This is a genomic window from Micromonospora sp. DT31 (assembly GCF_049841795.1).
Classification (GTDB): Bacteria; Actinomycetota; Actinomycetes; order Mycobacteriales; family Micromonosporaceae; genus Micromonospora.
In genome coordinates, this window is record NZ_JBNCKZ010000007.1 from 257,707 (window position 1) to 281,265 (window position 23,559).

The 23,559-nt window shown below is 71.5% G+C and carries 23 protein-coding genes, 2 tRNA genes and 1 pseudogene; 10 read left to right on the forward strand and 16 right to left on the reverse strand.

Translation table 11 applies throughout. The features are described from left to right. Positions 1 to 133: 133 nt before the first annotated feature. From ACLQ2X_RS15020 to ACLQ2X_RS15040, 5 genes are all read right to left on the reverse strand, one after another. A complete protein-coding gene (locus ACLQ2X_RS15020; protein WP_425681622.1) occupies positions 134 to 3,712 on the reverse strand; it encodes an adenylate/guanylate cyclase domain-containing protein in 3,579 nt (1,192 codons plus the stop codon). Continuing rightward, a complete protein-coding gene (locus tag ACLQ2X_RS15025; protein ID WP_425681623.1) occupies positions 3,709 to 4,506 on the reverse strand; it encodes an MBL fold metallo-hydrolase in 798 nt (265 codons plus the stop codon). Before ACLQ2X_RS15025 ends, ACLQ2X_RS15020 begins: the two co-directional genes overlap by 4 nt. A gap of 123 nt (positions 4,507 to 4,629) precedes the next feature. Continuing rightward, a complete protein-coding gene (locus ACLQ2X_RS15030; protein ID WP_425681624.1) occupies positions 4,630 to 5,091 on the reverse strand; it encodes a RidA family protein in 462 nt (153 codons plus the stop codon). Between the two features lie 4 nt (positions 5,092 to 5,095). Then, positions 5,096 to 5,251, reverse strand: coding sequence for a DUF4177 domain-containing protein (locus ACLQ2X_RS15035; RefSeq protein ID WP_013289021.1), 156 nt, complete (start codon positions 5,249 to 5,251; stop codon positions 5,096 to 5,098). 62 nt (positions 5,252 to 5,313) lie between these two features. After that, complete coding sequence (locus ACLQ2X_RS15040) at positions 5,314 to 5,751, reverse strand: hypothetical protein (RefSeq protein ID WP_425681696.1); 438 nt, start codon at positions 5,749 to 5,751, stop codon at positions 5,314 to 5,316. Between the two features lie 335 nt (positions 5,752 to 6,086). Between ACLQ2X_RS15040 and ACLQ2X_RS15045 the strand changes: the two genes are divergently transcribed. The 3 genes from ACLQ2X_RS15045 to ACLQ2X_RS15055 are packed head-to-tail and all read left to right on the forward strand — an operon-like array spanning position 6,087 to position 8,872. Continuing rightward, positions 6,087 to 6,665: a hypothetical protein gene (locus ACLQ2X_RS15045; RefSeq protein ID WP_425681625.1), complete on the forward strand. Its 579-nt coding sequence runs from the start codon at positions 6,087 to 6,089 to the stop codon at positions 6,663 to 6,665. 26 nt (positions 6,666 to 6,691) lie between these two features. Then, entirely contained in the window at positions 6,692 to 7,666 is a 975-nt protein-coding gene (locus ACLQ2X_RS15050) for an ArsA family ATPase (protein WP_425681626.1), read from the forward strand. A gap of 54 nt (positions 7,667 to 7,720) precedes the next feature. Continuing rightward, positions 7,721 to 8,872 (forward strand): ArsA family ATPase, encoded by a 1,152-nt coding sequence (locus ACLQ2X_RS15055; RefSeq protein ID WP_425681627.1) that lies wholly within the window; start codon positions 7,721 to 7,723, stop codon positions 8,870 to 8,872. Positions 8,873 to 8,885: 13 nt separating this feature from the next. Here the strand turns inward: ACLQ2X_RS15055 and ACLQ2X_RS15060 are convergent, their stop codons facing one another. Next, entirely contained in the window at positions 8,886 to 9,206 is a 321-nt protein-coding gene (locus tag ACLQ2X_RS15060) for a WhiB family transcriptional regulator (RefSeq protein ID WP_425681628.1), read from the reverse strand. 399 nt (positions 9,207 to 9,605) lie between these two features. Between ACLQ2X_RS15060 and ACLQ2X_RS15065 the strand changes: the two genes are divergently transcribed. Continuing rightward, complete coding sequence (locus ACLQ2X_RS15065) at positions 9,606 to 12,053, forward strand: penicillin-binding protein (RefSeq protein WP_425681629.1); 2,448 nt, start codon at positions 9,606 to 9,608, stop codon at positions 12,051 to 12,053. 82 nt (positions 12,054 to 12,135) lie between these two features. Here ACLQ2X_RS15065 and ACLQ2X_RS15070 read toward each other — a convergent pair whose 3' ends face one another. After that, positions 12,136 to 12,591 carry a GatB/YqeY domain-containing protein gene (locus ACLQ2X_RS15070; RefSeq protein ID WP_425681630.1) on the reverse strand — a complete coding sequence of 152 codons (456 nt, stop codon included), beginning with the start codon at positions 12,589 to 12,591 and terminating at the stop codon, positions 12,136 to 12,138. 25 nt (positions 12,592 to 12,616) lie between these two features. Between ACLQ2X_RS15070 and ACLQ2X_RS15075 the strand changes: the two genes are divergently transcribed. Both ACLQ2X_RS15075 and ACLQ2X_RS15080 read left to right on the forward strand, forming a co-directional pair. Continuing rightward, positions 12,617 to 13,510: a metallophosphoesterase gene (locus ACLQ2X_RS15075; RefSeq protein WP_425681631.1), complete on the forward strand. Its 894-nt coding sequence runs from the start codon at positions 12,617 to 12,619 to the stop codon at positions 13,508 to 13,510. Positions 13,511 to 13,644: 134 nt separating this feature from the next. Beyond that, positions 13,645 to 13,721 (forward strand) — tRNA-Pro (locus ACLQ2X_RS15080). 74 nt (positions 13,722 to 13,795) lie between these two features. On the opposite strand, the pseudogene ACLQ2X_RS15085 reads toward ACLQ2X_RS15080, so the two are convergent. The 3 genes and pseudogenes from ACLQ2X_RS15085 to ACLQ2X_RS15095 form a co-directional block, all read right to left on the reverse strand. Then, positions 13,796 to 14,690 (reverse strand): annotated as a pseudogene (locus tag ACLQ2X_RS15085) (tyrosine-type recombinase/integrase); the annotation flags it as partial. A 128-nt stretch (positions 14,691 to 14,818) separates the two neighbouring features. Further along, on the reverse strand, positions 14,819 to 15,463 hold the full coding sequence (locus ACLQ2X_RS15090) for a class I SAM-dependent DNA methyltransferase (protein WP_425681632.1): 645 nt from the start codon (positions 15,461 to 15,463) through the stop codon (positions 14,819 to 14,821). 424 nt (positions 15,464 to 15,887) lie between these two features. Then, positions 15,888 to 16,277, reverse strand: a complete 390-nt coding sequence (locus ACLQ2X_RS15095) for a hypothetical protein (RefSeq protein WP_425681633.1) — start codon at positions 16,275 to 16,277, stop codon at positions 15,888 to 15,890. A gap of 142 nt (positions 16,278 to 16,419) precedes the next feature. On the opposite strand from ACLQ2X_RS15095, the gene ACLQ2X_RS15100 reads away from it, so the two are divergent. Next, a tRNA-OTHER gene (locus tag ACLQ2X_RS15100) sits at positions 16,420 to 16,499 on the forward strand. Positions 16,500 to 16,551: 52 nt separating this feature from the next. Here the strand turns inward: ACLQ2X_RS15100 and ACLQ2X_RS15105 are convergent. The 3 genes from ACLQ2X_RS15105 to ACLQ2X_RS15115 all read right to left on the reverse strand — a co-directional run bounded on the left by ACLQ2X_RS15105 (position 16,552) and on the right by ACLQ2X_RS15115 (position 19,213). Further along, positions 16,552 to 17,847, reverse strand: coding sequence for a hypothetical protein (locus ACLQ2X_RS15105; RefSeq protein ID WP_425681634.1), 1,296 nt, complete (start codon positions 17,845 to 17,847; stop codon positions 16,552 to 16,554). Then, positions 17,844 to 18,368: a SigE family RNA polymerase sigma factor gene (locus ACLQ2X_RS15110; RefSeq protein WP_425681635.1), complete on the reverse strand. Its 525-nt coding sequence runs from the start codon at positions 18,366 to 18,368 to the stop codon at positions 17,844 to 17,846. The genes ACLQ2X_RS15105 and ACLQ2X_RS15110 overlap by 4 nt, the downstream gene beginning before the upstream one ends. A 428-nt stretch (positions 18,369 to 18,796) precedes the next feature. Then, positions 18,797 to 19,213 (reverse strand): hypothetical protein, encoded by a 417-nt coding sequence (locus tag ACLQ2X_RS15115; RefSeq protein WP_425681636.1) that lies wholly within the window; start codon positions 19,211 to 19,213, stop codon positions 18,797 to 18,799. A 28-nt stretch (positions 19,214 to 19,241) separates the two neighbouring features. Here ACLQ2X_RS15115 and ACLQ2X_RS15120 point away from each other — a divergent pair, with 28 nt between their 5' ends. After that, positions 19,242 to 19,664 carry a hypothetical protein gene (locus tag ACLQ2X_RS15120; RefSeq protein WP_425681637.1) on the forward strand — a complete coding sequence of 141 codons (423 nt, stop codon included), beginning with the start codon at positions 19,242 to 19,244 and terminating at the stop codon, positions 19,662 to 19,664. A gap of 20 nt (positions 19,665 to 19,684) precedes the next feature. Here ACLQ2X_RS15120 and ACLQ2X_RS15125 read toward each other — a convergent pair whose 3' ends face one another. Together ACLQ2X_RS15125 and ACLQ2X_RS15130 are read right to left on the reverse strand one after the other, a co-directional pair. Then, positions 19,685 to 20,566 (reverse strand): PhzF family phenazine biosynthesis protein, encoded by an 882-nt coding sequence (locus ACLQ2X_RS15125; RefSeq protein WP_425681638.1) that lies wholly within the window; start codon positions 20,564 to 20,566, stop codon positions 19,685 to 19,687. A 129-nt stretch (positions 20,567 to 20,695) separates the two neighbouring features. Next, on the reverse strand, positions 20,696 to 21,007 hold the full coding sequence (locus tag ACLQ2X_RS15130; protein WP_425681639.1) for an EthD family reductase: 312 nt from the start codon (positions 21,005 to 21,007) through the stop codon (positions 20,696 to 20,698). Between the two features lie 101 nt (positions 21,008 to 21,108). Here ACLQ2X_RS15130 and ACLQ2X_RS15135 point away from each other — a divergent pair, with 101 nt between their 5' ends. Beyond that, the gene (locus ACLQ2X_RS15135) at positions 21,109 to 21,870 is read left to right on the forward strand and encodes an HAD family hydrolase (protein ID WP_425681640.1); all 762 of its coding nucleotides are present in this window, start codon (positions 21,109 to 21,111) and stop codon (positions 21,868 to 21,870) included. A gap of 13 nt (positions 21,871 to 21,883) precedes the next feature. Further along, positions 21,884 to 22,987: a calcium:proton antiporter gene (locus ACLQ2X_RS15140; protein WP_425681697.1), complete on the forward strand. Its 1,104-nt coding sequence runs from the start codon at positions 21,884 to 21,886 to the stop codon at positions 22,985 to 22,987. 12 nt (positions 22,988 to 22,999) lie between these two features. On the opposite strand, the gene ACLQ2X_RS15145 is transcribed toward ACLQ2X_RS15140, so the two are convergent. Further along, entirely contained in the window at positions 23,000 to 23,473 is a 474-nt protein-coding gene (locus tag ACLQ2X_RS15145) for a hypothetical protein (protein ID WP_425681641.1), read from the reverse strand. Positions 23,474 to 23,559: the final 86 nt, after the last annotated feature.

The following is a 23,559-nucleotide window of genomic DNA, read 5'->3' on the forward strand; positions in this document are numbered from 1 at the left end:
GTCCCTCCCCCGCAACGCCTCCGCCGGTGACCGTCCGCACGAGCCGGCCACGACCGTCGATCTCCGACGGTCGCCGCCCACGCTAACCGTCGCCGCCGACATCCACATCACCGGAACCGGCAACAGCCGACGGTCAGTCGGCGGCGAGGCGCACCCGCAGCGCGTCGGCGGCGGCCCGCTCGCTGCGCTGTTCGGTGGCGTACGCCAGGCGCACCGCCTCCTCCGCGCTCGCCAGCGCCTCCGCCCGGCGACCGCAGGCCTCCAGCGCCTCGGCCAGCACCAGTCGCGCCACCACCTGGCTGCGGACGTCCTCCGCCGGTGCGGTGATCGCCCGCTGCGCCCAGTCCAACGCCTGCTCCCGCCGACCGTGCGCGAGCAGCGCGGTGGCGTACCGGGCCATCGTCTGCCGCCGGGAGAACAGCAGCGAGGGGGCGTTCGCCGCGCCGGTGACGACCGGGGCGAGCAGACCCACGGCGGTGCCCGCGTCACCGGCCGCAACCCGGGCCATGGCGAGCAGCACCCGCGGCGCGACCTGGGCCGGGGCCTGCGGGTTGTGCGGCTCGACAGTGGTCAGCACGGCCCGCGCCTCCCGCTCGGCGGCCTCGTGGTCGCCCATGTCCAACGCCACGAAACCGCGCAACGTGCCGGCCATCCCGGTGAGCAGCGGGTGGGTGGTGCGGCCGGCGTACGCGAGCGCGTCGGTGAACAGGTCGGCCGCGTGTTCCGGCTCGCCCAACCCGCGCGCCACCACCCCGCGCACCACGAGCGCGAAGCCCTGCCCCCAGTCGTCTCCCACCTCGGCGAAGTCGCGGTACGCGCGGCGGGCCGCCCGGTCCGCCTCGGCCAGCTCGCCCAGCTCGGCGGTGGCGTACGCCTCGACCGCGCGCAGCGTCCCGACCGCCCACGCCTCGCCGACCCGTTCCCCGAACGGCAGGAACACCCGCGCCATCCGGCACGCCTCGCGCAGCCGGCCGGCGAGCAGCCGGGCGAACGCGGTGGTGCCGCGCAGCCAGGCCCGCCCGTAGGGGTCCTTCAGCTCCGCGAACAGCCGGGCGGCCCGGCCGAGAACCGCGTCGGTGCCGGCGAAGTCGCCCCGGGTGGTGGTCACCCACGCCAGGTTCTGCAACGACCAGGCCTGCCCGCGTGGGTCCCGGGCGGCCAGGCTGACCTGGTAGGAGGCGGCCAGCTGGCTGCTCGCCTGCCCCAACCGGCCGGCGATGAAGTCGGCCATGCCGAGGCGGCGCATCGCCGAGGCCCGCAGCGTCGGCAGGTCGGCGTCGGTGGCCACCTGCAACGCCTCCCGCCAGCTCCGCTCGGCCCGCTCGGCGTCGCCGAGCGCCTGGTGTGCCTGCCCGGCCAGCAGCAACGCGGCGGTCCGGGTGGCCGGCTCGCCGGTGTTCGCGGCGATCTTCTCGGCGGAGGCGAGCGCGTCGACCGGGCGGCCGACCTGCAACAACGCCCGGGCGTGCACCACCCGGTCGGCCGGGGGGATCCCGTCGCGGGCCAGCTCGGCGGCGCGTTCGGCGTACTCGACGGCCAGCGCCGGCTCGCCGGAACGCAACGACCGGCGGGCGGCCCGGCCCAGCGCGGCCACGCCCAGCGGGGCGACCGTCCGCGCCGGAGCGTCCGGTCGCAACGTGACCGCGTCGGCGAGCGCGGTCGCCCGTTCCACGTGCTCGGCGACGAAGTCGTCCCGGGCCGCCTCGGTGAACCCGCCCGCGGGGGCGCCCGACTCGTCCACGTTCTCTGGTGCGGCCCACCGGGCCAGCACCGCGTGCCGCTCGGCCAACTCGGCCTTGCTCACCCCGGCGTACGCGGCTTCCCGCATGAGCGGGGTGGCGAAGGCGTACCCGGTGCGGGTGCGGTGCAGCATCCGGCGTTGCAGCAGTTCCTCGACGGCCCGGTCCCGCTCGACGGCGGCCACCGCGGCGGGCCGGCCGTCCCGCCCGACCCCCTGCTCACGCAGCGCCTCCAGCGCACCGGCGGGTACGGTGTCGCCCACCACCGCGGCGTCGCGCAGCACCGAGCGGGCATCCGGCGGCAGCGCGTCGATGCGGGCCGCGAGGACGGCCGCCAGGTCGCGGGAGAGCAACCGACTGCCGAGCGAGCCGGGTGCGAGCCGCCAGCCGACGTTAGCCCCCCGGCCGGGCCCGGCGGTCAGCGCCCCGCGCTCCATCAGCAACGTGACCAGTTCGGCCAGGTAGAACGGGTTGCCCTGGGCGGTGGCGAGCAGCCGGTCCGCGTCGGTCTGGGGCATCCGGCCGCCGGCCAGGTAGGTGCTGAGCAGCCGGGAGGCGTCCGCGCCGCGCAGGGGCGGCAGCGCGTGCACCTCGGCGTCCGCGACCCGGGTCAGCGCGCCTGCGGTACGCACCAGTTCGGGGCGGCCGAGCAGCAGCACCAGCACCGGACCGGAGAGCCGGTTGAGGGCCAGCGCGAGCGCCTTGAGCGTCTCGGGGGTCGCGTCGTGCAGGTCGTCGACCACGATCACCAGCGGCGCCTCGACGGCGAGCGCGCTGAGCAGGTCCGCGACGGCTGTCGGCACGGCCTCGTCGTCCGGCGGCGGCCCGGCCGCGTTCCACTCGCCGTTCTCCGTGGCGGGCGGCAGTTCGGCGTACCCGAGCAGGGCCAGGAGCTGGTCGACGGCGAGCGGCGGCGGGTCGCCGGGAAGCCGGGCGAGGCGCTGGCCGAGCCGGCGCAGTCGTTCCTCCACGGCGGCCCGGGTGACCGCGGTCGCGGCGTCACCGGGCAGGCCCACGGCGGCGCGGACCAGGTCGGCCAGCGGGGCCAGCCGGCGGCGTTCGCCGAATGCGGCGCACCGCACCGACAGCACCCGGGCTCCGGTGTGCGCCGCGTACCGGCCGGCGCCGACGTCGTAGCCGGCGGCGAGGCGTTCCACCTCGGCGGCGAACCGGGACTTGCCGATCCCCGCCTCGGCGGTCATCAGCAGCACCCGGGGTTCTCCCCGGTCGATCACCTCGGCGAGCCGGCCGGCGATCCGACCGATCTCGGTCTCCCGGCCCACGAACGGCGCCTCGTCGCCGAGGCCGGACCGGGTGCCCGGCGCGTCCAGCAGACCCAGCAGCTCGTACGCCTCGACCGGCTCGCGCTTGCCCTTGAGCCGCAGCGGGCGCAGCGCCCGCCACGAGGCGACGTGCCGGGTGGCGGTGGCGGTCCGGGCCCCGGCGTAGACGGCACCGACCGCGGCGGCGTCGGCCAGCCGGGCGGCGGTGTTCACCGTGTCGCCGATGACCGTGTACTCGATCGCCGCCTGGATGCCGGCGATCACGTCACCTGTGTTCAGGCCGACACGCAAGCCCAGCGGCGCGCCGCCGCCCCGCTCGTCGTCGAGCACCCGGCGGACCGCCCGCTGCATGGACAGCGCCGCGCGTACGGCCCGCTCGGCGTCGTCCTCATGCGCGACCGGGGCGCCGAAGACCGCCATGATCCCGTCGCCGGTGAGCTTGTCGACGTGCCCGCCGAACGTCTTGACCGCGCCGGCCAGCGCGGCGAGCACCCGATCGGTGACCGCGCCGACCCGTTCCGGGTCGAGGTCCTCCGACCAGGAGGTGAAGTCGGACAGGTCGCCGAAGAGCACGGTGACCACGCGGCGCTCGGCGGCCGGCAGGGTGGCGGCGGCCGGCAGCGCCGCACCGCAGTTGTGGCAGAACCGCGCCCCGGGCACGGCGACGGTCCCGCACACCGGGCAGGTCACGGCTGCTCCACCCCGAGGTGTTCGAGCTGGGCGCGCACGGACCATTCGGCGGCCCACCACAGCGACCGGTCCACGTCGGCGTAGACCACGGCGACCACGTCCGCGGCGGTGGTGGCGCCGGCGGCCACGGCGGCGCGTACCTGGTCCAGCCGGGCGCGCCGGTGGTCCAGGTAGAACCCGGCCGCCGCACCGCAGTCGGCCAGCGCCGGGCCGTGGCCCGGCAGCGCCCGGGTCCCGCGGTACGCGGTGAGCAGTTCCAGGCTGGACAGGTAGGCGCCGAGGTGCCCGTCCGGGTGGGCGACCACGGTGGTGCCCCGGCCGAGGATGGTGTCGCCGGTGAGCACGACCTGTTCGCCGTCGTGCGCGACGAGGAGGCAGATCGAGTCGGCGGTGTGCCCGGGGGTGGGCAGCAGGCGCAGGTCGAGGCCGGTGTCGAGGGTGGTGTCGGCGTTCAGCGGCGGGCCGCCGGCGGTGTGTGCCGGGTCGGCGGCGAGCACCGGGACGTTTCCGCCGAGCAGTTCACGCAGCCGGGGAGCGCCCTCGGTGTGGTCGGCGTGCCCGTGGGTGATCAGCACGGTGCCGATCGGCCCCTGGGCCGCGATGGCGGCGAGGTGCCCCTCGTCGGCCGGCCCCGGGTCGACCACGACGGCGGGCGCGTCCGGCCCGGCCCGCAGCACCCACGTGTTGGTGCCGTCGAGCGTCATCGGCCCCGGGTTCGGCGCACGCAGCAGCGTCACCCACGCCGGTAGTTCCTCCGCAAGCCCTCCTGCGGCCCCCGTCACACGCCCACCCATGGCAGCGATCGTACGACTCCACCCGCCACTCCCCGCGATCTTGCAGTTCCCGCCCGAGGTTTGTCCCCGTCTGGGGCTTCTGCCGGGGCGGCAACCGCAAGATCGCGCGGAAGGGCGGGCGGGTCAGGCCACCTCGACGATGACCTCGACCTCGACCGGGGCGTCGAGCGGGAGCTCGGCCACTCCCACGGCGCTGCGGGCGTGCCGGCCGGCCTCGCCGAACACGGCCCCGAACAGGTCGGACGCACCGTTGATCACGCCGGGCTGACCGGTGAAACCGGGCGCGCTGGCCACGAAACCGGTCAGCTTCACGACCTTGACCACGTTCTCCAGCCCGACCAGCGCGTCGATCGCGGCGAGCGCGTTAAGCGCGCACCGCTGCGCCAGGTCCTTCGCCTGCTCGGCGGAGACACCGTTGCCGACCTTGCCGGTGGCGAGCAGCTTGCCCTCGGCCATCGGGAGCTGACCGGAGACGTAGACGTGCTGCCCGGACTGGACGGCCGGCACGTAGCTGGCCACCGGCGGCACCACCTCGGGCAACTCGAACCCGAGTTCGGCGAGCTTGGCGTGGGGTCCGTTGCTCATGGCGTCAGCCCTTCGGACGCTTCAGGTACGCGACCAGCTGCTCCGGGTTCGGGCCGGGCACCACCGAGACCAGTTCCCAGCCGTCCTCGCCCCAGTTGTCGAGGATCTGCTTGGTCGCGTGGACCAGCAGCGGAACAGTGGCGTATTCCCACTTCTGCATCGGAGGAAGGCTCCCTTGCCTGACTTGGACTTCGGTCAGGCACAGCCTACGGTCCGCCGTCGCTACCAGGACGCGGGACGCGACTCCGGCGCAGCGGGGGGCTCCCCGCACGGGCCGTCGTGTCCGAACGGCTGCGGGCATCGACTGCGGTCGGGTTGCAACAGGTCACAGAAGACGCGGTGCCTGTTGTTCTGGTCGTCGGTGGTGGAGACCGTCGTCTCGCCGGCGTCCAGCTCCATCAGGAAACCCAGCGAGGTGGCCACCGTTCCGGCGAGCGCGGTGGCCGCCGCCAGGTCGGTCACCCGGACCGGCAGGTGGATGACGTAGCCGGGCTCGTCCTCGTCCCGGCCCCGGCCGCCGGGGCGGGGCAGCGTCCGGACCATCTCGACCGGGCGGTAGGACCGCTCGTTGAACGGTGTGCCCAAGCCCTCGGCATCGCCGGGCCGCCCGGCCCGGTCGCCCGGAAACTGGGCTCGGGGACTGTTCTCCGCGTCGCGCATCCGTCGCCTCCGGGCGGTCCACCTGCTCATCACCACAACGATCGGCCCGGGTCGACCACCCGTCCGTTCGCTTGTGTCGGGACGAACGTAGGACGTGGAGTCGTCGGCGACAACGGGACGCGCACACCTGATCACGTCCAGTCACATATGCGACACAAGACTGGTCCGAAACGCGACGGCGCTCTCGCGTCCGATCGGCTCCGCGCGCGGGGCTGGCAACCGCACCACCGACCGATACCCTTCCGGCTGAGCGTGCGCGCCGGCGCCCGCCCGACCACCTCGACCCGTGCCCGTCGCCTGGGGCGGCGACGGGAGCCGCAACCCGGGAGAGTCAGATGACCCAACCGCCCGCCGGTGGTGACACCCGCCTGCCCGGCGACCCGAATCCACAGCCGACGCCCCCCGTCGGCGCGCCGCCGGACCCCCCTGCCGCGTCCGGTGGCCCGGCGCACCCGGTCACCCGGTCGCCGCGCCGACGACCGGCCCCGCTGATCGCCGCGCTGGTGCTGGTCGCCGCGGTGCTGCTCTGCGGCGGTGGAGGCACCGTCGCGTACCTCGCCCTGCGCGACAGCGAGGGTGGCCCGGGTTCGAAGGAGCCGCAGATCGCGGTCGACGGCTTCGTCAAGGCCGTCTACCAGGAACGGGACGCCGCGAAGGCGGCCACCTTCGTCTGTTCGGCCGCCCGGGACGACGAGAAGATCGCCGCCAAGGTCGCCGAGGTACGACGGTATGCCGAGCAGTACCAGAATCCGCGGTTCCGCTGGACCAGCCCGACCGTCGACAACCAGACCGGGGACCGGGCCACGGTGTCCACCCGGGTGACCATGACCACTGCCGACGAGAAGGTGGCCGAGCAGGCGCTGCGCTTCACCGTGGTGCGCAGGACGGGTTGGTGGGTCTGCGAGGTCGGCTGAGTCCACCGGCTGGTTAGGCTCGACGGGTGGCAGCGAGTGAGCAGCCGGCCGAGTCCGCCGGCAGATGGCCGGCACGCCTGCACGTGGTGACAGGCAAGGGCGGCACGGGCAAGACGAGCGTGGCCGCCGCGCTGGCCCTCGGGCTGGCCGCCGGCGGCCGACGCACCCTGCTGGTCGAGGTGGAAGGGCGGCAGGGCATCGCCCAGCTCTTCGGCACCGACCCGCTGCCCTACGAGGAGCGGCACCTCGCCGACGCGCCGGGGGGCGGTGAGGTGCGGGCGCTGGCGGTGGACGCCGAGGAGGCGCTCCTGGAATACCTGGACATGTTCTACAAGCTCGGCGCGGCGGGCCGGGCGCTGCGCAAGCTCGGCGCGATCGACTTCGCCACCACGATCGCGCCGGGGCTGCGGGACGTGCTGCTCACCGGCAAGGTCAAGGAGGCGACCACCCGGAGCAGCGGGTCACGCCGGGTGTACGACGCGGTGGTGCTGGACGCCCCGCCGACCGGACGGATCGGCCGTTTCCTCAACGTGACGGCGGAAACCGCCCGGTTGGCCAAGGTCGGCCCGATCAAGACGCAGAGCGACGGGGTCTCCGCGCTGCTCCGGTCGCCGATCACCGCGGTGCACGTGGTGACGCTGCTGGAGGAGATGCCGGTCCAGGAGACGCTCGACGCGGTCGCCGAGCTGACCCAGCTCGGCTTTCCGGTCGGCTGGGTGATCGTGAACGGGGTCCGCCCGCCGGTGCCGGCCGGCCGGGCCGTGACCGCGGCGGAGCTGAAACGGGGGTTGGTCGCCGCCGGCCTGCCGACCGACGGCCGGACCGTGGCCGGGCTCGCCGCGGAGGCCCGGGACCAGCGGGTACGCCGGGAGCTGGAGGACTCGCTCCGGGGCGACCTGGTGGAGTCGGGCACCCCCCTGATCGAGCTGCCGCTGCTGCCCGGCGGGGTCGACCGGCCCGGTCTGGAGAAGCTCGCCGAGATGCTCGTCCGGGCGGATTGACTCACACCTGCGGCCGGCACGGAGCAGAGTCCCCCTCGGGCCCGATACGCTCGATTGGTGCCTTCCGAAGACGCGGCGCCTCCGCTGGACGTCGACCAGATCCTCGCCGACGACGGCGTACGGATCGTCGTCTGCTGCGGTGCCGGCGGCGTTGGCAAGACGACCACCGCCGCGGCGCTGGCGTTGCGGGCGGCCGAACGACACGGCCGGCGGACGGTGGTGCTCACCATCGACCCGGCCCGCCGGCTGGCCCAGTCGCTCGGCCTGACCGAGCTGGACAACACTCCCCGCCAGGTCAAGGGCATCGACGTCGAGGCCAGCGGCGGCGAACTGCACGCCATGATGCTCGACATGAAGCGCACGTTCGACGACGTGGTGCTTCAGCACACCGACCCGGCGAAGGCCGCGGAGATCTTCGCCAACCCCTTCTACCAGGCGATGAGTTCCACCTTCGCCGGCACGCAGGAATACATGGCGATGGAGAAGCTCGGGCAGTTGCACGCCCGGGGCGAGTGGGACCTGATCGTGGTGGACACGCCGCCGTCGCGCTCGGCGCTGGACTTCCTCGACGCGCCGGCCCGGCTGTCCCGTTTCCTCGACGGCCGGATGCTGCGGCTGCTGCTGGCTCCGGCTCGAAGCGGCGGGCGGAGCATGTTCAGCCTGGTGACGGCGAGTTTCGGGATGTTCTCGAAGGTGGTGCAGAAGGTGATCGGCGCGCAGCTGCTCACCGACCTGTCCGGCTTCGTCGCCGCGCTCGACTCGATGTTCGGCGGCTTCCGGCAGCGCGCCGAGCAGACGTACCGGATCCTGCAGGCCCGGGAGACGGCCTTCCTGCTGGTGGCCGCGCCGGAGCCGGACGCGGTCCGGGAGGCCGCCTATTTCGCGGGCCGGCTGGGTGCGGAGCGGATGCCGCTGGCCGGGCTGGTGCTCAACCGGGTGCACGAGCCGGCGGTGCCGGATCTGTCCGCCGCGGACAGCCTGGCCGCCGCGGAGCGGCTGGCCGCCGAGGGTGGGCACGAGGGCACCGTCGAGGTGCTGCGCGCGCACGCCGCCCTGGTGGAGCAGGCGATCCGCGAGCAGGTGGTGGCGGACCGGTTCACCGAGGCGTTCCCGGCCGTGCCGGCGGTGTCGGTGCCGGCGCAGCCCGCCGACGTGCACGACGTCGACGGGCTGCGGACGATCGGCGAGGCGATCGGCCGGCGGTGAGCCGGCGCGGGCGTCAGGTGGCGGTGGTCACCAGGACCTTGTCCTTGCCGCCCTTGTCCTTGGCGTTCTTCTTCATCGCCGCCTCGAACATCTTGCGCCAGCTGGCCACCTGCGGGTGCCGGCGCAGCAGCGCGCGACGTTCCCGTTCGGTCATGCCACCCCACACACCGAACTCGATCCGGTTGTCGAGCGCGTCGGCCAGGCACTCGTACCGAACTGGGCAGCTCCGGCAGATCCTCTTCGCCACGTTCTGTTCGGCGCCCTGTACGAACAACGCGTCCGGGTCCCCGTTCTGACATGCCGCCAGTGACGGCCAGTCAGTGATCATGCCCATCTGTACACGTCCCCCCTTGCAGTACCTACCGACGTCGCGCGATCAGCCGCTTTCTCCCCCTGGCCGTCCGCGTCGGCCTCCCCAGGGCGGCCCGGACGACACGTGGCTGCGATCGCCGCCACCATCATGCTGTGTAGTCACCCGATTACGCAACGTTGTCGGCGAAATCCATCATTCCGGACACTCCCGGCTTCCCGGGCTTTCGGCCGCCGTCTACCCCGCCCCACCACGGAGAAACGCCACGCCGGCTGACCGATCGGGACACTTTCTGCGGATCGCACGCAACCCCGGACCAGGGCTCGTGCGTTTAGCACAACGAGGCCGGCGCATGCAGGAAATGGGGAAAGTTCCCCGCGCGCCCGCCGTTCCCTACTCGCGTACCCTGTCGAGGTGACCTGGATGCGGAAACGTGACCACAACGTGCTGACCAACGCCGCATCGCTGCTGATCTGCGGCCTGTTGGCCGGCGTGGTGGTCGCCGCGGCGGCCTTCCCCGTCGCAGCGATGTCCGGACTTGCCGCGAAGGCCGGGGCGGAGACATTCGACGCGCTCCCCAAGGAGCTGACCGTCGCCCGGTCCCCGCAGATCACCAAGCTGCTCGCCTCCGACGGCAAGACCGTCCTGGCCACTATGTACGACGAGAACCGCAAGGACGTCAAGCTCAAGGACGTCTCGCCGGAGATGCGCAAGGCCATCATCGCGGCCGAGGACCACGACTTCTACAAGCACAACGGCGTGGACCTCAACGGTGTGGCCCGGGCGTTCGTCAACAACCAGGCCTCCAGCACCTCCCGGCAGGGCGCGTCGACCCTCACCATGCAGTACGTCCGGCTGGCGATCTCCTACTCGGCCACCCACCCCGCCGACGTGGTCGCCGCGACCGAGGACACCAGCGGCCGCAAGCTGCGCGAGATGAGCCTGGCGCTCCAGATCGACAAGGAACTCTCCAAGGACGAGATCCTGGAGCGCTACCTCAACATCGCCGCGTTCGGCAACGGCGCGTACGGCATCTGGGCGGCCAGCCAGGTCTACTTCAACAAGCCGCCGAGCAAGCTCGACATCCAGGAGTCGGCGATGCTCGCCGGCATGGTGAAGGCGCCCACCGCGTTCGACCCGACCACCAAGGCGGGCTACCCGGAGGCGGTCGGCCGGCGCGACTACGTCATCGACAACATGGTGCAGACCGGCGCGATCACCAAGCCGGAGGCGGACGCCGCCAAGAAGATCAAGCTCCAGGTGAAGGGCAAGCGCACGCCGAACGGCTGCACCCAGACCACCACCCGGTCCTGGGGCTTCTTCTGCGACTACCTCTACCGCTGGTGGCTCCAGCAGGAGACGTTCGGCGCCACCTCCTACGACCGGGAGCGGCGGCTCAAGAGCGGCGGCTACACCATCATCTCCACGATCGACCCGCAGGCGCAGAAGGCCGCCGACAAGGCCGTCCGCAACAAGCTCGGCGAGAGCAGCAAGGCGGCCCGGATGGTGGCCGTAATCGAGCCGGGCACCGGCCGGGTCCGGGCCGTGGCGGTCAACCGGAACTTCAAGCTCGACGACCCGGACGACCCGCAGAACAAGATCTCCAGTGACCCGAAGAAGGCCAAGAAGAAGATCCGGGGCAACTACCCCAACACGGTGAACCCGTTGATCACCGGCGGGCCCGGCATCGCCGGCTACCAGGCCGGCTCCACCTTCAAGATCTTCACGCTGGTGGCCGCGCTGGAGAAGGGCTACCCGCTCGACTACTCCATCAACGCGCCGGAACAGTTCAAGTCGGACTACCCGGTCGAGTTCAACTCGCCGGCCGCCTGCAAGGGCACCAGCAAGTACTGCCCGACGAACGCGAACCCGGCTATGGCCGGCCGGCACACCATGTGGAGCGGCTTCGGCTTCTCGGTCAACACCTTCTTCATCGACCTGCAGCAGCGCGTCGGTGCGGAGAACGTGGTGAAGGCCGCCCAGAAGCTCGGCATCACGTTCCGCTCGTCGGCCGACGCGGGCTTGGCGGCCAACCCGCACCAGTGGGGCGCGTTCAGCCTCGGCGTCTCGCAGACCACGCCGCTGGAGCTGGCCAACGCGTACGCCACGCTCGCGGCCGACGGGAAATACTGCGAGCCGATCCCGGTGCAGGAGATCCGCGGGCCCGACGGCGAGAAGCTGGACGTCGCCAACCCGCGCTGCGAGCAGCGGATCAGCACCGAGGTGGCCCGCGCCGCCGTGGACGCGGCCCGCTGCCCGGTCGGTGACCGCTCGTCGACGTCGAAGTGTGGCACCGCCACCGCCGGCAACGTCCGCAACATCGTCAACGCCCCGGTGGCCGGCAAGTCCGGCACCACCGACTCCGACCGCACCTCGGCCCTGGTCGCCATGACCAAGCAGTACGCGGTGGCCGGCATCATGGCCGACCCGGACTGGCCGCAGACCAACCAGAAGATGGGCCACGACGAGACGCCCCAGGGCATCAACCCGGCGGTCTACCAGACGCTGCGCGACGCCATGAAGGGCAAGGAGCGGAAGAACTTCACCCCGCCCAGCGGCAAGATCGTCATGGGTGACCAGCGTTCCATCCCGGGCGTGAAGTGCGAGTCCGTCGAGACCGCCAAGTCCCGGCTGCGCGGTGCCGGCTTCGACCCGGTGGTGTCCAGCAACAAGGTGCCGTCGGAGTGCCCGGCGGGCACGGCGGCCGGCACCAGCCCGGACGGGCGCACCATCAAGGGCGGCGTGGTCATGATCGAGGTCAGCTCCGGCACGGCCGCCTCGGGGCCGGGCGACACGCCGACGCCGGGCCGGCCCGGCGGACCGGGCAACGGCCGACCGGGCAACGGCGGGCCTGGACGACCGCCCAACTGATCGGAACAGCCGACGAGATCGCGACGACGGCCACCTCCCGCGGGAGGTGGCCGTCGTCGTTCCGCGCTGTCGTGGCGCCGGGTCAGAGACCGAGCTGGCGGCGTACCTCGGCGGCGACCCGCCCGCCCTCGGCCCGACCGGCCACCGCGGCCTGGGCGGCCTTCATGGCCGGGCCCATCTGCGCCTTGCCGGTGAACCCACCCCCGGCCAGCGCCCCCGAGACCAGGCCGGCCAGTTCCTCGTCGGAGAGCTGCTTCGGCAGATAGCGCTCCAGCACCTGACCCTCGGCGGTCTCCTTGCCGGCCTGCTCGGCGCGCCCGGCGTCGGCGAACGCCACGGCCGCCTCGCGCCGCTTCTTCGCCTCCTTGGTCAGCACCGCGAGCACCTCGTCGTCGGTGAGCACGCGCTTCTCCCGCCCGGCGACCTCGGCGTTGCCCACCGCGGCGAGCGCCATGCGCAGGGTGGAGGTGGTCAGCTCGTCGCGCGCCTTGAGGGCGGCGCGCATGTCGGCGGTGAGGCGGTCCTTCAGCGTGCTCATGAACGGTGAAACTACCCTGGACGTCATGCGAAAGCGCACACTATTCCGCCTCGCGGCCGGAACCGTCGCCGCGGGCGCGGCCACCCTGGCGTACGCGTCCCTCGTCGAGCGCAACCTGTTCACCCTGCGCCGGTACGACGTGCCGGTGCTCCCCACCGACGCCGAACCGTTGCGGGTGCTGCACCTGTCGGACCTGCACATGATGCCCGACCAGCGGCGCAAGCAGGACTGGGTGGCCTCACTCGTCGCGCTCGACCCCGATCTCGTGGTGGTCACCGGCGACAACATGGCCGACCCGGAATCGGTGCCTGGTGTGCTGCGCGCCCTGCAACCGCTGCTCGACCTGCCCGGTGCCTTCGTCTTCGGCTCCAACGACTACACCGGTCCGGTGCTGAAGAACCCCTTCACCTACTTCCTGCCCGACCGGGAGTACACCGAGGGTGCGCCCCTGCCGTCCGAGGAACTGCGGGACATTCTCACCAGCGCCGGCTGGGCGGACCTGAACAACGCCCGCACCACCGTCAAGGCGGGGGGCCGGGAGATCGAGCTGGTCGGGGTGGACGACCCGCACGTCGAGCGGGACGACTACGACGCCGTGGCCGGGCCGGTCACCGGCGACGCGGCGCTGTCGATCGCGCTCACCCACTCCCCGGAGCCGGCCGTGCTGGACCGGATGGCCACCGACGGCTTCGGGCTGCTGCTGGCCGGGCACACCCACGGCGGCCAGGTCTGCGTGCCCGGCTACGGGGCACTGGTGACCAACTGCGGCCTGCCCCGCTCGATGGCGCGCGGGCTGCACCGCTGGCCCGGCTCGGACTCGTGGCTGCACGTCTCCGCCGGCCTGGGTACCCACCCCACCGCCCCCATCCGCTTCGCCTGCCCCCCCGAGGCCAGCATCCTCACCCTGATTCCCCGCTGACTCCTACCCGGCAGATCTTGGTACGCGCCCGCCCTTCCGAGGGCCGATCCGTACCAAGATCTGCCGGCCGGGCCGGGCGGGGGGTACCGAGTTTGACCGGGCGGGTGGGTGGGCTACTATTTGTCGGCACGCCTCGGGGTGTGGCGCAGCTTGGTAGCGCGCTTCGTTCGGGACGAAGAGGTCGTCGGTTCGAATCCGGCCACCCCGACCAGAGGTCAGAGGGCACATCCGATCGATGGATGTGCCCTCTGGTGCTTCTGTACAGCAGTGAAGTACAGCAACGGATCACCGCAGGCTCTCCCCCAGTCGCTTGAGGGCGTCGCGGGTGGCGTCCGAGGACGCCTGCGAATAGATCTCCATCGTCACCGACACCTCGGCGTGCCGGAGCACCTGCATGATGACGCGCGGGTGCACGTCCAGGTCGACGAGCAGGGTCGCGCAGGTACGCCGGGCGTCGTGCACGGTGATCTTCCGGACCCCGGCCCGGACGCAGCGGGCGTCCCAGGAACGGTTGAAGTTGCGCGGCTCCACCGGAGTTCCGTAGCGGGTGGTGAACAACAGCCGCGATCCCTGCCAGGCGATCCCCGCCTCATCGCGGTCGGCCTTCCTCGCCTGCTGGCGGAGGCCGAGCACCTCACCCTTGCGCAGACCGAGTACCAGGATCAGCACGTACGCGGCGTACAACGGGTCGCGGTCGGCCCGAGCGGACTCCAGGAAACGACGGGCCTCGTCGCTGGTCCACGCCCGGCCCCTGCGGCGGCGGACCGGTGGGAGCTTGACCAGGGCGGCGGCGTTACGGGTGACCAACTCCTCGGTGGCGGCGTGGTTGAGCGCGGAGCGCAGCACGCCCCGGACGTCCTTGACGGTGCGGGCGGACGGCACGTCGCCGCAGCACCGGCCGAGCGCACAGCAGCGCCTTTTGAGTTCCGGGCGGCGGGCGTCCTTGCCCTGGGCGCAGCACTGGCAGGTGCGGGCCACCTCGTTGATCCAGGTCTGCACGTCGCGCACCTGAAGCCGGTCGAGCCGCTTCCCGCCGAGGCCGGGGATCACGTACAGCCGGAGGATCGTCTCGTAGGTGGCGCAGGTCAGCGGCGCGAGGTTGGGGCGCACGACCTCCCGGTGCCAGTAGGTCAGGTAGTCGCCGAGGGTCGGCACGCGGGGTGGCGACCGGCCCGGCCTCCGGGGATCTCCGGCCCCGGGAGGGAGGCCATCCCGTCCCCCATCGACCCAGGCGAAGCCGAGCAGACCAGCCCCAGGGTGACCCGCTCCACGGGGTGTGGGTCGACGGCGGACGGGATGGCTCAGGAGCTAGGACTGGCGGTGCCCAAAGACGATCCCCGCTGGGGCACCTTCAACCGAGGTGAGAGTCATCTGTGCCGCAACTGTGAATCCGGCATCGCGGAGCCAGGCCGCCACTTGGGCAGGCTGGCGGCGGTGGACGTACAACTTCATCGGGTGACCGCCGTAGCCCTGGGTCTTGAGCCGTGACTCGTCCCCGGCGTGGAAGCCAAGCAGCACCGGGCCACCAGGACGCAACACCCGCCGAAACTGCGCTAAGACTGAGCCGACCTCGTCGTTGGGGACATGGATCAGCGAGTACCAGGCGATGAGGCCGGCGAGCGAGGCGTCGGCGAGGTCGAGGTCTGTCATGGAGCCCACCTCGAACCGCAGGTCAGGGTGATCACGACGAGCCATATCGATCATGCCTGGCGAAAGATCAATCCCGAAGGCGTCAACGCCGAGACCCCGCAGGAGGGCGGTGATGTGGCCCGGTCCGCAGCCCACGTCGGCGACTGGGCCGCCGCCGGCACCCCGAACCAGGTCGGCGAACAGGGCCAGAATCGCTCGTTCGTACGGCAGGTCAGCCAACAGGCCGGGCACCTGCTCCGCGTAACTGGCAGCGACTGTGTCATAGGACGTGCGGATGTCTGCCAACCAGGTCTGAAGTGTCATGACTGAACACGCTAGATCGCAACAGGCGGGCCTTCCATGGGCCATAGTCAGTGCAACCCGAGGCACGCCCAGGCCATGAAGGACCGTGTGGACCTGCCGGCACGCCGAGCCGGAGGCCCATCTTGTGCAATTCCCAAGCTGACAGTCGCGTGCCCCTTGCGTGCCCGTTCGGATGGGTGACGGCGGTCAACGGCGGTCAGCTCCTGGACTTGGCGGCCAGCGTGACGAAGCAGGTCAAGCCAGCTCACTGCCGAGCGGCATACGGGCGTGTCCACACTTCCTAAACCGTTGGTTGTACAGCCATCCGTACAGCCAAGCCGACCGACGAGCGCCGGAGGATAGCGGCAGCGGCCGACAAACGGTGCAGGTCAGTGGCGAAGACCGACGCCGGTCGACAGTAGTCTTGATCTTTGCAAGGCAAGGGCTAGGGACGCGGCTCCAGGCAGGATGCGTGCGGATCGGCGAGCCACCACACATCGTGCGTGGTCCATGCCTGTGCGGTTCCGGAGACACGCAAAGTATGCCCACCGTAGAAGTCGAGGATGAGGCTCGCGTCGTCGGCCAGGCCCACCGAGGCAACCGACAGGTTCAGCACCTCAAGCAGAGCCGGGAGCGCAGCGGCAGGATCATCGGCCGCCAAATCCAGAACGAGCGCCGGTGGCGGGCTGACTTCACAGGTGGTGTCGATGACCAGACGCAATTCCGAGGGTCTCGCGCTCTCCTCACTGCGCGTGAACGTGATGAAGGGCCAGGCTTGCCGCACGCCGACCTCGGTCACCAAGAAGCCGACGAGGGAGTGCGGGTCGTGAGGCATCCAGTCAAGCTACCGGCAGGCGAGTTCCAGGTGGGGAATCCTCCGGACCGCTCCGACAGGTGGGCGGTCCGAACTGGTCCGCAAGAGGTCGACGGACAGCGGGGGAGTGATGTGAGATGTCGAGAGGTGTTTCCGCTGCTGGACCGCCTTGTGCCCAGGTCGAGGATCGCCCATTTTGATCTCGTAATGCGTGGGTCGACGGTTCGATTCCGTCAGGCGGTGCGGCCGGTGACGGTTGCTCGCCACCGGTCGCACCTTCCTCACGGTCGTCGTGTCAACAACGCCACATGCGCGGCCCGAGGTTCTTGCCACCCTTGATCTCCGCGACCAGACCGGCGCGCAGCCCTGCCCCGGCCGCACCCACACCGTCGGCACCCGGCCGGGTTTTCGGGTTGGGGTAGCGGCGACTGGTCAGCGCCTGCCCCACGACCAGCCCGGTGTCGGACACGGCGGCCGCGCTGCTGGTCTGCCCATTGGGCACGGCAAGGTCGACAGTGGCACCGTCACGCAGCACGGAGCCACTCGCGGCGACGACCCAGCCGGAGGCGTTGACCGCCGAGCCCGGCCCCTGCCGCGTCCCCAGCTTGATCACCTCGCCGGTCTTGAGGTTCCACAGCGCGCTGTCAGGAGTGGGTGGAGGCTTTGAGTTGTTGCGATCAGCGACGGACCAGGGCGGCCCCATGCTGCCCGTTGCCCAGTCGCCCCGTGCCGCGTGTGCGACTCCCCTGTGGCCGGTCGGCAACTCCAGCTTCCGGCCGTTGCCCTGCTGGTCCCAGGCGTACGCCTCAGCGACGAAGCGGTCCTTGTAAATCCCGCCGACGATCGTGCCGTCGTCGGTGATGTCGTAGGCGTTGGCTTCGGCCGGAAGCGGCAGCGTGATCGCGGTCGTCGAGCCTGCCTTCCAGAGCAGGACGATACTGTCCTCGCCTCCCGTATTGCCGCTCGGCTCCACGTTGATGATGACGTCGCCGGCGGCGTTGATCGCCGGGTCCGGGTAGGGGTGCCAGCTCCCCGGCGGGGTGTGCAGCCTCGTGTACGCGCCATTCTCGTAGCGGAAGACGTACTCCTCCTGCGGGGTCCACACCGTGCCGACCACGACCCCGCTGGCGTTGACGGCGGCCACCTCGACCGACTTGCCCTGCTCCGGCAGTGCCTGCGGCTGCCCGTCGGTCCACAGGATCGGCTGGAAGTCCTGTCCGACGACGTTGCGCCCTACGAAGTACTTGCCGGTCGGATCGACCCCGGTGACATGGACATCCTTCATCCCGGACGGCACGGGCAGTTCCGTCATCCGGCACGGGCCGGCCGGGCGAGCCAGTGCGGTCGCCCCCGCCGAGGCGCTGGCCGGGCCCGCACCCGCCTCGACCGCCGGCTGCGCCCCCGCTCGTGTCAGGATCGACGGAACCGTCAGTAGCATGGCTGCGGCCAGCGCCACGCCCCCGGACGCCTGTACCGACCGGCGGCGAAAGGCGCGTTGACGCCCGGCGCGGACCACCACGTCCATCTCGATGCGGCTGGGCGGCACGTTGACCGCTTCCAGCCGGTCCCGCAGTTCCTGTTCCTCGTTCATGACCGACTCCTCGCTCCTTGTGTGGTGGCGACCAGATGCCGTGCGTGGAGCGCCTCGCGCAGGCTGGCAAGACCTCGGGAGCACTGGCTCTTGACATTGCCCGTCGAGCACCCCATGGCTTCCGCGGTCGCCTCGACCGACAGGTCAGCGAAGAAGCGCAACACCACGACGGCCCGCTGGCCCTTAGGCAGCGACCGCAATGCCGTCACCAGCGCGTCTCGCTCCTCGACACCGTGGTCGGCGGGTGCGGACAGTTCCGGGACGCGATCGCCGAGCAGCACCTTCGACCACCCGCGCCGCCGTTCGTCGAGGTGACGCCGCACCATGATCCGGTGCACGTACCCGTCGAGGTTGTCCGCAGCGACGGCTCGCTTCCAGTTCAGGTAGAGCGCCGTGAGCGTCGCTTGGACGATGTCGTCCGCCTGAAACGCGTCGGCGCAGAGTAAGTACGCCGTGCGATGCAGGCGGGGCAACCGCGCCGTCACGTACTCGACGTACTTCCGTTCGAGGTCTGGCCGCATCCTGCTCCCTTCTTCCATCGACGTGGAGGATTTCTCTGCACGTCTTCTAGAGTCGGAGCCGGGTTGATGAAAGGTTGCATCTGGGCCGGGAAGCGGCCGACCGAGCAGCCAAGCTGCCGGACGATGACGGACACGACGGACCTCGGCGCGAGGCGACCATCGCTAGGACGACGGCGACTGGGCAGCCGACGCCGACTCGCATCCATCAGTCGGAGAGTTGCCCAGCCTCCCGACGTGCGCTTGAGGAATCCGCTTGCATCCCGGGTACCCGCCCGTCAGCAGAAAGGCAGCAGACGCCCCGACAGCGGGTGGGGACGCAGATGCACGTTCGGGACGAAGAAATCGTCGGTTCGAATCCGGCCACCCCGACCAGAGGTTGTAGCAGCCATGTCCCGCTCAACTGACCGCACTGAGCGGGACAGGACGGACTATTCGACGCCGGGGGTGGGCACACCGGTCCGAACCGCCTCGATGAAGCCATCGGGTGGCAGGTAATGATGTTCTTCAACGTAGTGGCCGATCAGCACCGGTGCGGCGAACTTCGTCCCGTCCACTCCGGTGAGCCAGATCTCGCCGTTCCCGTGCGCGACATCGGGAGCTTCGTAGGGCCGAATGTCGGCCCGAGTCACGCGCCGAGGCTCGACCGCCTCCTGGCAGAACTGGCAGTAGTGGTACCCACGCATGAGCCGTACCGGTTCGGCGCCGAGGCTCACCAAGCGATCTCGAACGTCTCGCGGGCAGGCTCCTGCAGTGAAGGGCATGCTCGAATCCAGCCAACCAATGGCAACGGCGTCCGGGGCGCCCGGGTAGTAGTCATAGGGCGCCAGGTCCGGGATGTACGTCATGCGCCGATCATCGCAGTCAGGCTGCAGGATGGTCGTCGATGTGTTGGATTTGCATTCCGCTTCGCGCCTTACGGGTCTGCCTGAGCTGGTCGGGGTCCGGAAAGAGTGGTTCAGCGACTGGTATGACGGTCCCCTCACGGGCGTTGCCCTTTATGGCGGTCGCGAATACTGGTTCGTCATGGTCCTCAATGACGAGGACGGCGGGTCCTGGGACTTCGACCCTCGCGTCTACGTTCTGCACCGCCTGTCTGGCGAGCAGTTGGCGCAAGCATGGAACATGCATCGCAGCTTCGCGGCTGCGGGTTCGCCGGGATGCCTGCACTCGCCGCCGTGCACTGTCGTTGGTGCCGGCGCCGAGACGTTGGCTGCTCTACGCGATCGTTGGCCGGAGCATGAGCAGGAGGACGACTACATGAACGCTCCAGCGATCGGGTGGTTCCGGGACGCATAGCGCGTGAGCCGCGCCGGGCACTATGTGGCAGAAGCGGACGGCTGGTTGTCGCCTCGGTGTCCGTCGCGGACCACCGCCAACCCGCCGACCCGGGTCGTGATGCCCGCCGGCCCGCGTCGCGCCGAAGCGAGCACGCTGGCCGGTCGACCGAGCGTGTCACCCTGCTCCACCTCGATCGCGATCGTCTGTGCCCCTGTCGTGTCGAGCAGGTGGGCGGCCAGGCAGCCGGTGCTGTTGGCGTTGGCGACGTCCTCGTCGACACCGATCGCCGGCGCGAACATCCGCGCCGCACCCGGTCGGTCGCCCACCGGCGGCACGTACACGAAGCAGCCGAGGAGCCCGTACCGCCGGCATGCCGCGGTCAGCCTGCCGAGGTGTGGGTGAACTCGGAGCAGCGCCGACCGGTCTCGGACCGGAACCAGCATGCGTGGTGCGCCCGGCGCGGCGATCCGTGGCGCGTCGGTCGGATGCGGGTCATCCGCGGTGAGCCCGAGCGCGGCGACGATCGCGGCGCGCTCGTCCGGTGCCGGGTGACGCAGCGCGACAAGGCCCTGGTCGAACCACACCTCGATGCCGACGGGCCGGCGAATCGCGACGGTGTCGAACGTGCGCCCGCCGGTGTGTTGGCGGTCGTTCAGCTCGTCCAACGCGCTGCGGGTCAACCGGACGGCCTGCGCGCCAACGGTGCCGTGGCCGCAGCCGAACAGTTCGGCGGTGGCGGTGAAGAACCGGACCGGCCAGCCACCGTCCGGCGTCCGCCCCGGCCCGAGGAACGCCGCGTGCGAGGTACCGGCCGCAGCAGCGACCGCACGCCGGTCCGCGTCCGTCGCCGCCGGGTCGTCGTCGGTGACGGACGTGGGGCTGCCGCCCCGGCCGTCGCGCCGCACACACGCATCAACCACCGTGACATTTGGCCAGGACACAGGCCCACCTCTGACGCTCGACGAACCGGCAACCGCAAGCGGCGTCTGCCGACATCCGGACCTGGCCGCGACGACCGATCGAACGCGTCCCGAGCGGACCGGCCTGCGTCAGCCCGAGCCGTCCCGCACCGGATAGTGGATGACGACCGCACCGCCGGTGGCGTAGTTGGCGACATCGGCGGCCACCCGCTGCCCTTGCGGCGACGCCCGCGCCGCGGCCATGGCGGCGGCGTCAGCGAAGTCGCCTTCGAAGACCGCGAAGTACGGCGCTTCTCCGTCGGTCGCCGCCACGTCGAAGCTGTAGCGGCACGCAAGCAGGCCGGGCAGATTCATGACCAGTGGAAGGTGGTTGGCCACGTAGTAGTCGCGGAAGTGGTCGGGGTCGGCGGGCGTGGAATACAGGACCACCAACTTGTGCATGACGACCTCCGTCCGCCTCCGTCCAGAGAACGAGACCCTAACACTCCGGGTGGCCTGGGAACTCCTGCTGACGGTGGCCACCGTCGCAGTAGGATTCCGCCATGCCGCGACCGATCGTCTTCGATCTGTTCCACACCCTGGTGCACGGCGCCGACGAGGAGCGGGACCGGGTGGTCGGCGAGATGGCGCTCATCGTCGGGGTCGCCCCGGCGGAGCTGGTCGCCGCGTACCACGGGAGTTGGCGGGACCGGCTGGTCGGGTGGGACGTGGCGGAGACGGTCCGCATCCTGACCGGCCGGCTCGGCGGCTCGCCGACCGACGAGCAGGTGGCGCGGGCCGCGGCGCACCGGCGCGCGCTCGCCCGCCGGGTGCTCGGCGGTGTCTCGACCGGAACCCTGGACGTGCTCGACGCGCTGCGCGAGCGGGGACACCCGCTGGCCCTGATCAGCAACGCCACGTCCGAGACCGCCGAGGCGTGGGCGGACGGTCCACTGGCCCGTCGTTTCGACGTCGCGGTCTTCTCCTGCGAGGTGGGGCTGGCCAAGCCCGACCCGGCGATCTACCGCACCACCGCCAAGCGGTTGGGCGTCGCGCCGGTCGACTGCTTCTACGTGGGCGACGGCGCGGACGGCGAACTGGCCGGCGCGGCGGCGGTCGGCATGATGGTGTTGCGGACCACGGAGCACCAGGACACCGATCCCGGTTGGGACGGGCCCGTGATCGCCACTCTCCGCGATCTGCCGGCCCGGCTCGGGAGCCGACCCCGATCCCCGGTACGGCGTGACGACGTGACCGACAGGGGCGACACGACTGCCCGGAGTGACCCGCCACCCGCGGCTGAGGTCGCCTCCTGGCATGGTTGACCGCATGCCAGCGATGATCCGATCCCGCCTGAACGATTGGACCACCGTCGCTCCCCTGGTCGCCGTGCTCGTGCTCGTGATGACCTGGGGACGGCAGCTGCCCGGTCCGCTCATCTTCGCCGTGGCGATCCTGCTCGCGGCAGCCGTACTGGCGGCCGTGCACCATGCCGAGGTAGTGGCGCACAAGGTCGGTGAGCCGTTCGGTTCGCTGGTGCTGGCGGTCGCGGTGACCGTGATCGAAGTCGGTCTGATCGTCACGCTGATGATCGGCGGCGGGGACAAGACGCAGGCGCTGGCCCGGGACACCGTCTTCGCTGCCGTGATGATCACCTGCAACGGCATCTTCGGCCTGTCGCTGCTGCTCGGCGCGCTGCGCCGGGGGGTGGCGGTGTTCAACCCGGAGGGCACCGGTGGGGCGCTGGCGACGGTGGCGACGCTCGCCACGCTCAGCATGGTGGTGCCGACGTTCACCACCAGCCGGCCGGGTCCGGAGTTCTCCCCCGGCCAGCTCGCCTTCGCGGCGGTCGCCTCCCTCGCCCTCTACCTGCTGTTCGTGATGGTGCAGACCGGCCGTCACCGCGACTACTTCCTCCCGGTGACGCAGGAGGGGAGTCCCCTCGCCCAGGACAAGGACGGCGACGGGCACGCCGATCCGCCGTCCACCCGCACCGCCCTGGCCAGCCTGGCGCTGCTTGTGGTCGCGCTGGTCGCGGTGGTCGGCGACGCCAAGACGGTCTCCCCGGCGATCGAGACGGCGGTCGAGGGGGCCAACCTGCCGCAGGCGTTCGTCGGCGTGATCATCGCCCTGCTGGTGCTGGCACCGGAGACGCTCGCCGCCGCGCGGGCGGCCCGGCGCGACCGGGTGCAGATCAGCCTCAATCTCGCACTCGGTTCGGCGATGGCCAGCATCGGCCTGACCATTCCGGCCATCGCGATCGCCTCGATCTGGTTGGACGGACCGCTGCTGCTGGGCCTGGGCGGCACCCAGATGACGCTGCTGGCGTTGACCGCCGTGGCCAGCGTGCTGACCGTCGTGCCCGGCCGGGCGACAGTGCTCCAGGGCGGGGTACATCTGGTGCTGCTCGCCGCGTTCGTCTTCCTCGCCGCCAGCCCCTGAGCGGCCCGCCGGTCAGTCGTGCAGCTCGGTGCGGGCCACCTCGGCGAACGCCACGTTCAGGTACCCGGCGAACGGACGCCCGGTGATCGCGAGCAGGTCGGCGACGAGCAGCGGCGCGTGCCGGGCGACCGCCGCCGGGTCGGGCGGGTTGTCGTCGTCGCCCGGGTCGTAGACGCCGAGCGCACCGGCCAGCAGCACCAGCAGCACGTGCGGGTCGACCTCGGGCCACCAGGGCGCGGCGGAGCGGACACAGTGTTCCAACGCCTGCCGTACGTCGTCGCCGTCCAACCCGTCCGGGTGTGCCTCCTCCAGCAGCAGCCGGACCACGCCGCCGAGCACCAGCCCCGCCCGGTCCGCGGCGGCCAGCCGTGTCACGGCCGGCGGGTACGCCTCGGCGTCCCGTGCCTGGGCGGCGGCGACCGCGTCCGACGCGGCCTCGGCGATCTCGCGGGCCGACGCGGGCAGGTGCCGCCAGGTCGTCGTCACCGGGCCAGCATGGCAGACCCGTGTCGTTGCTCACCTTCCGGCCCGCCGCCCGCACCGGTAAGGGGTAAACGGGTCGCGGCTGTCGT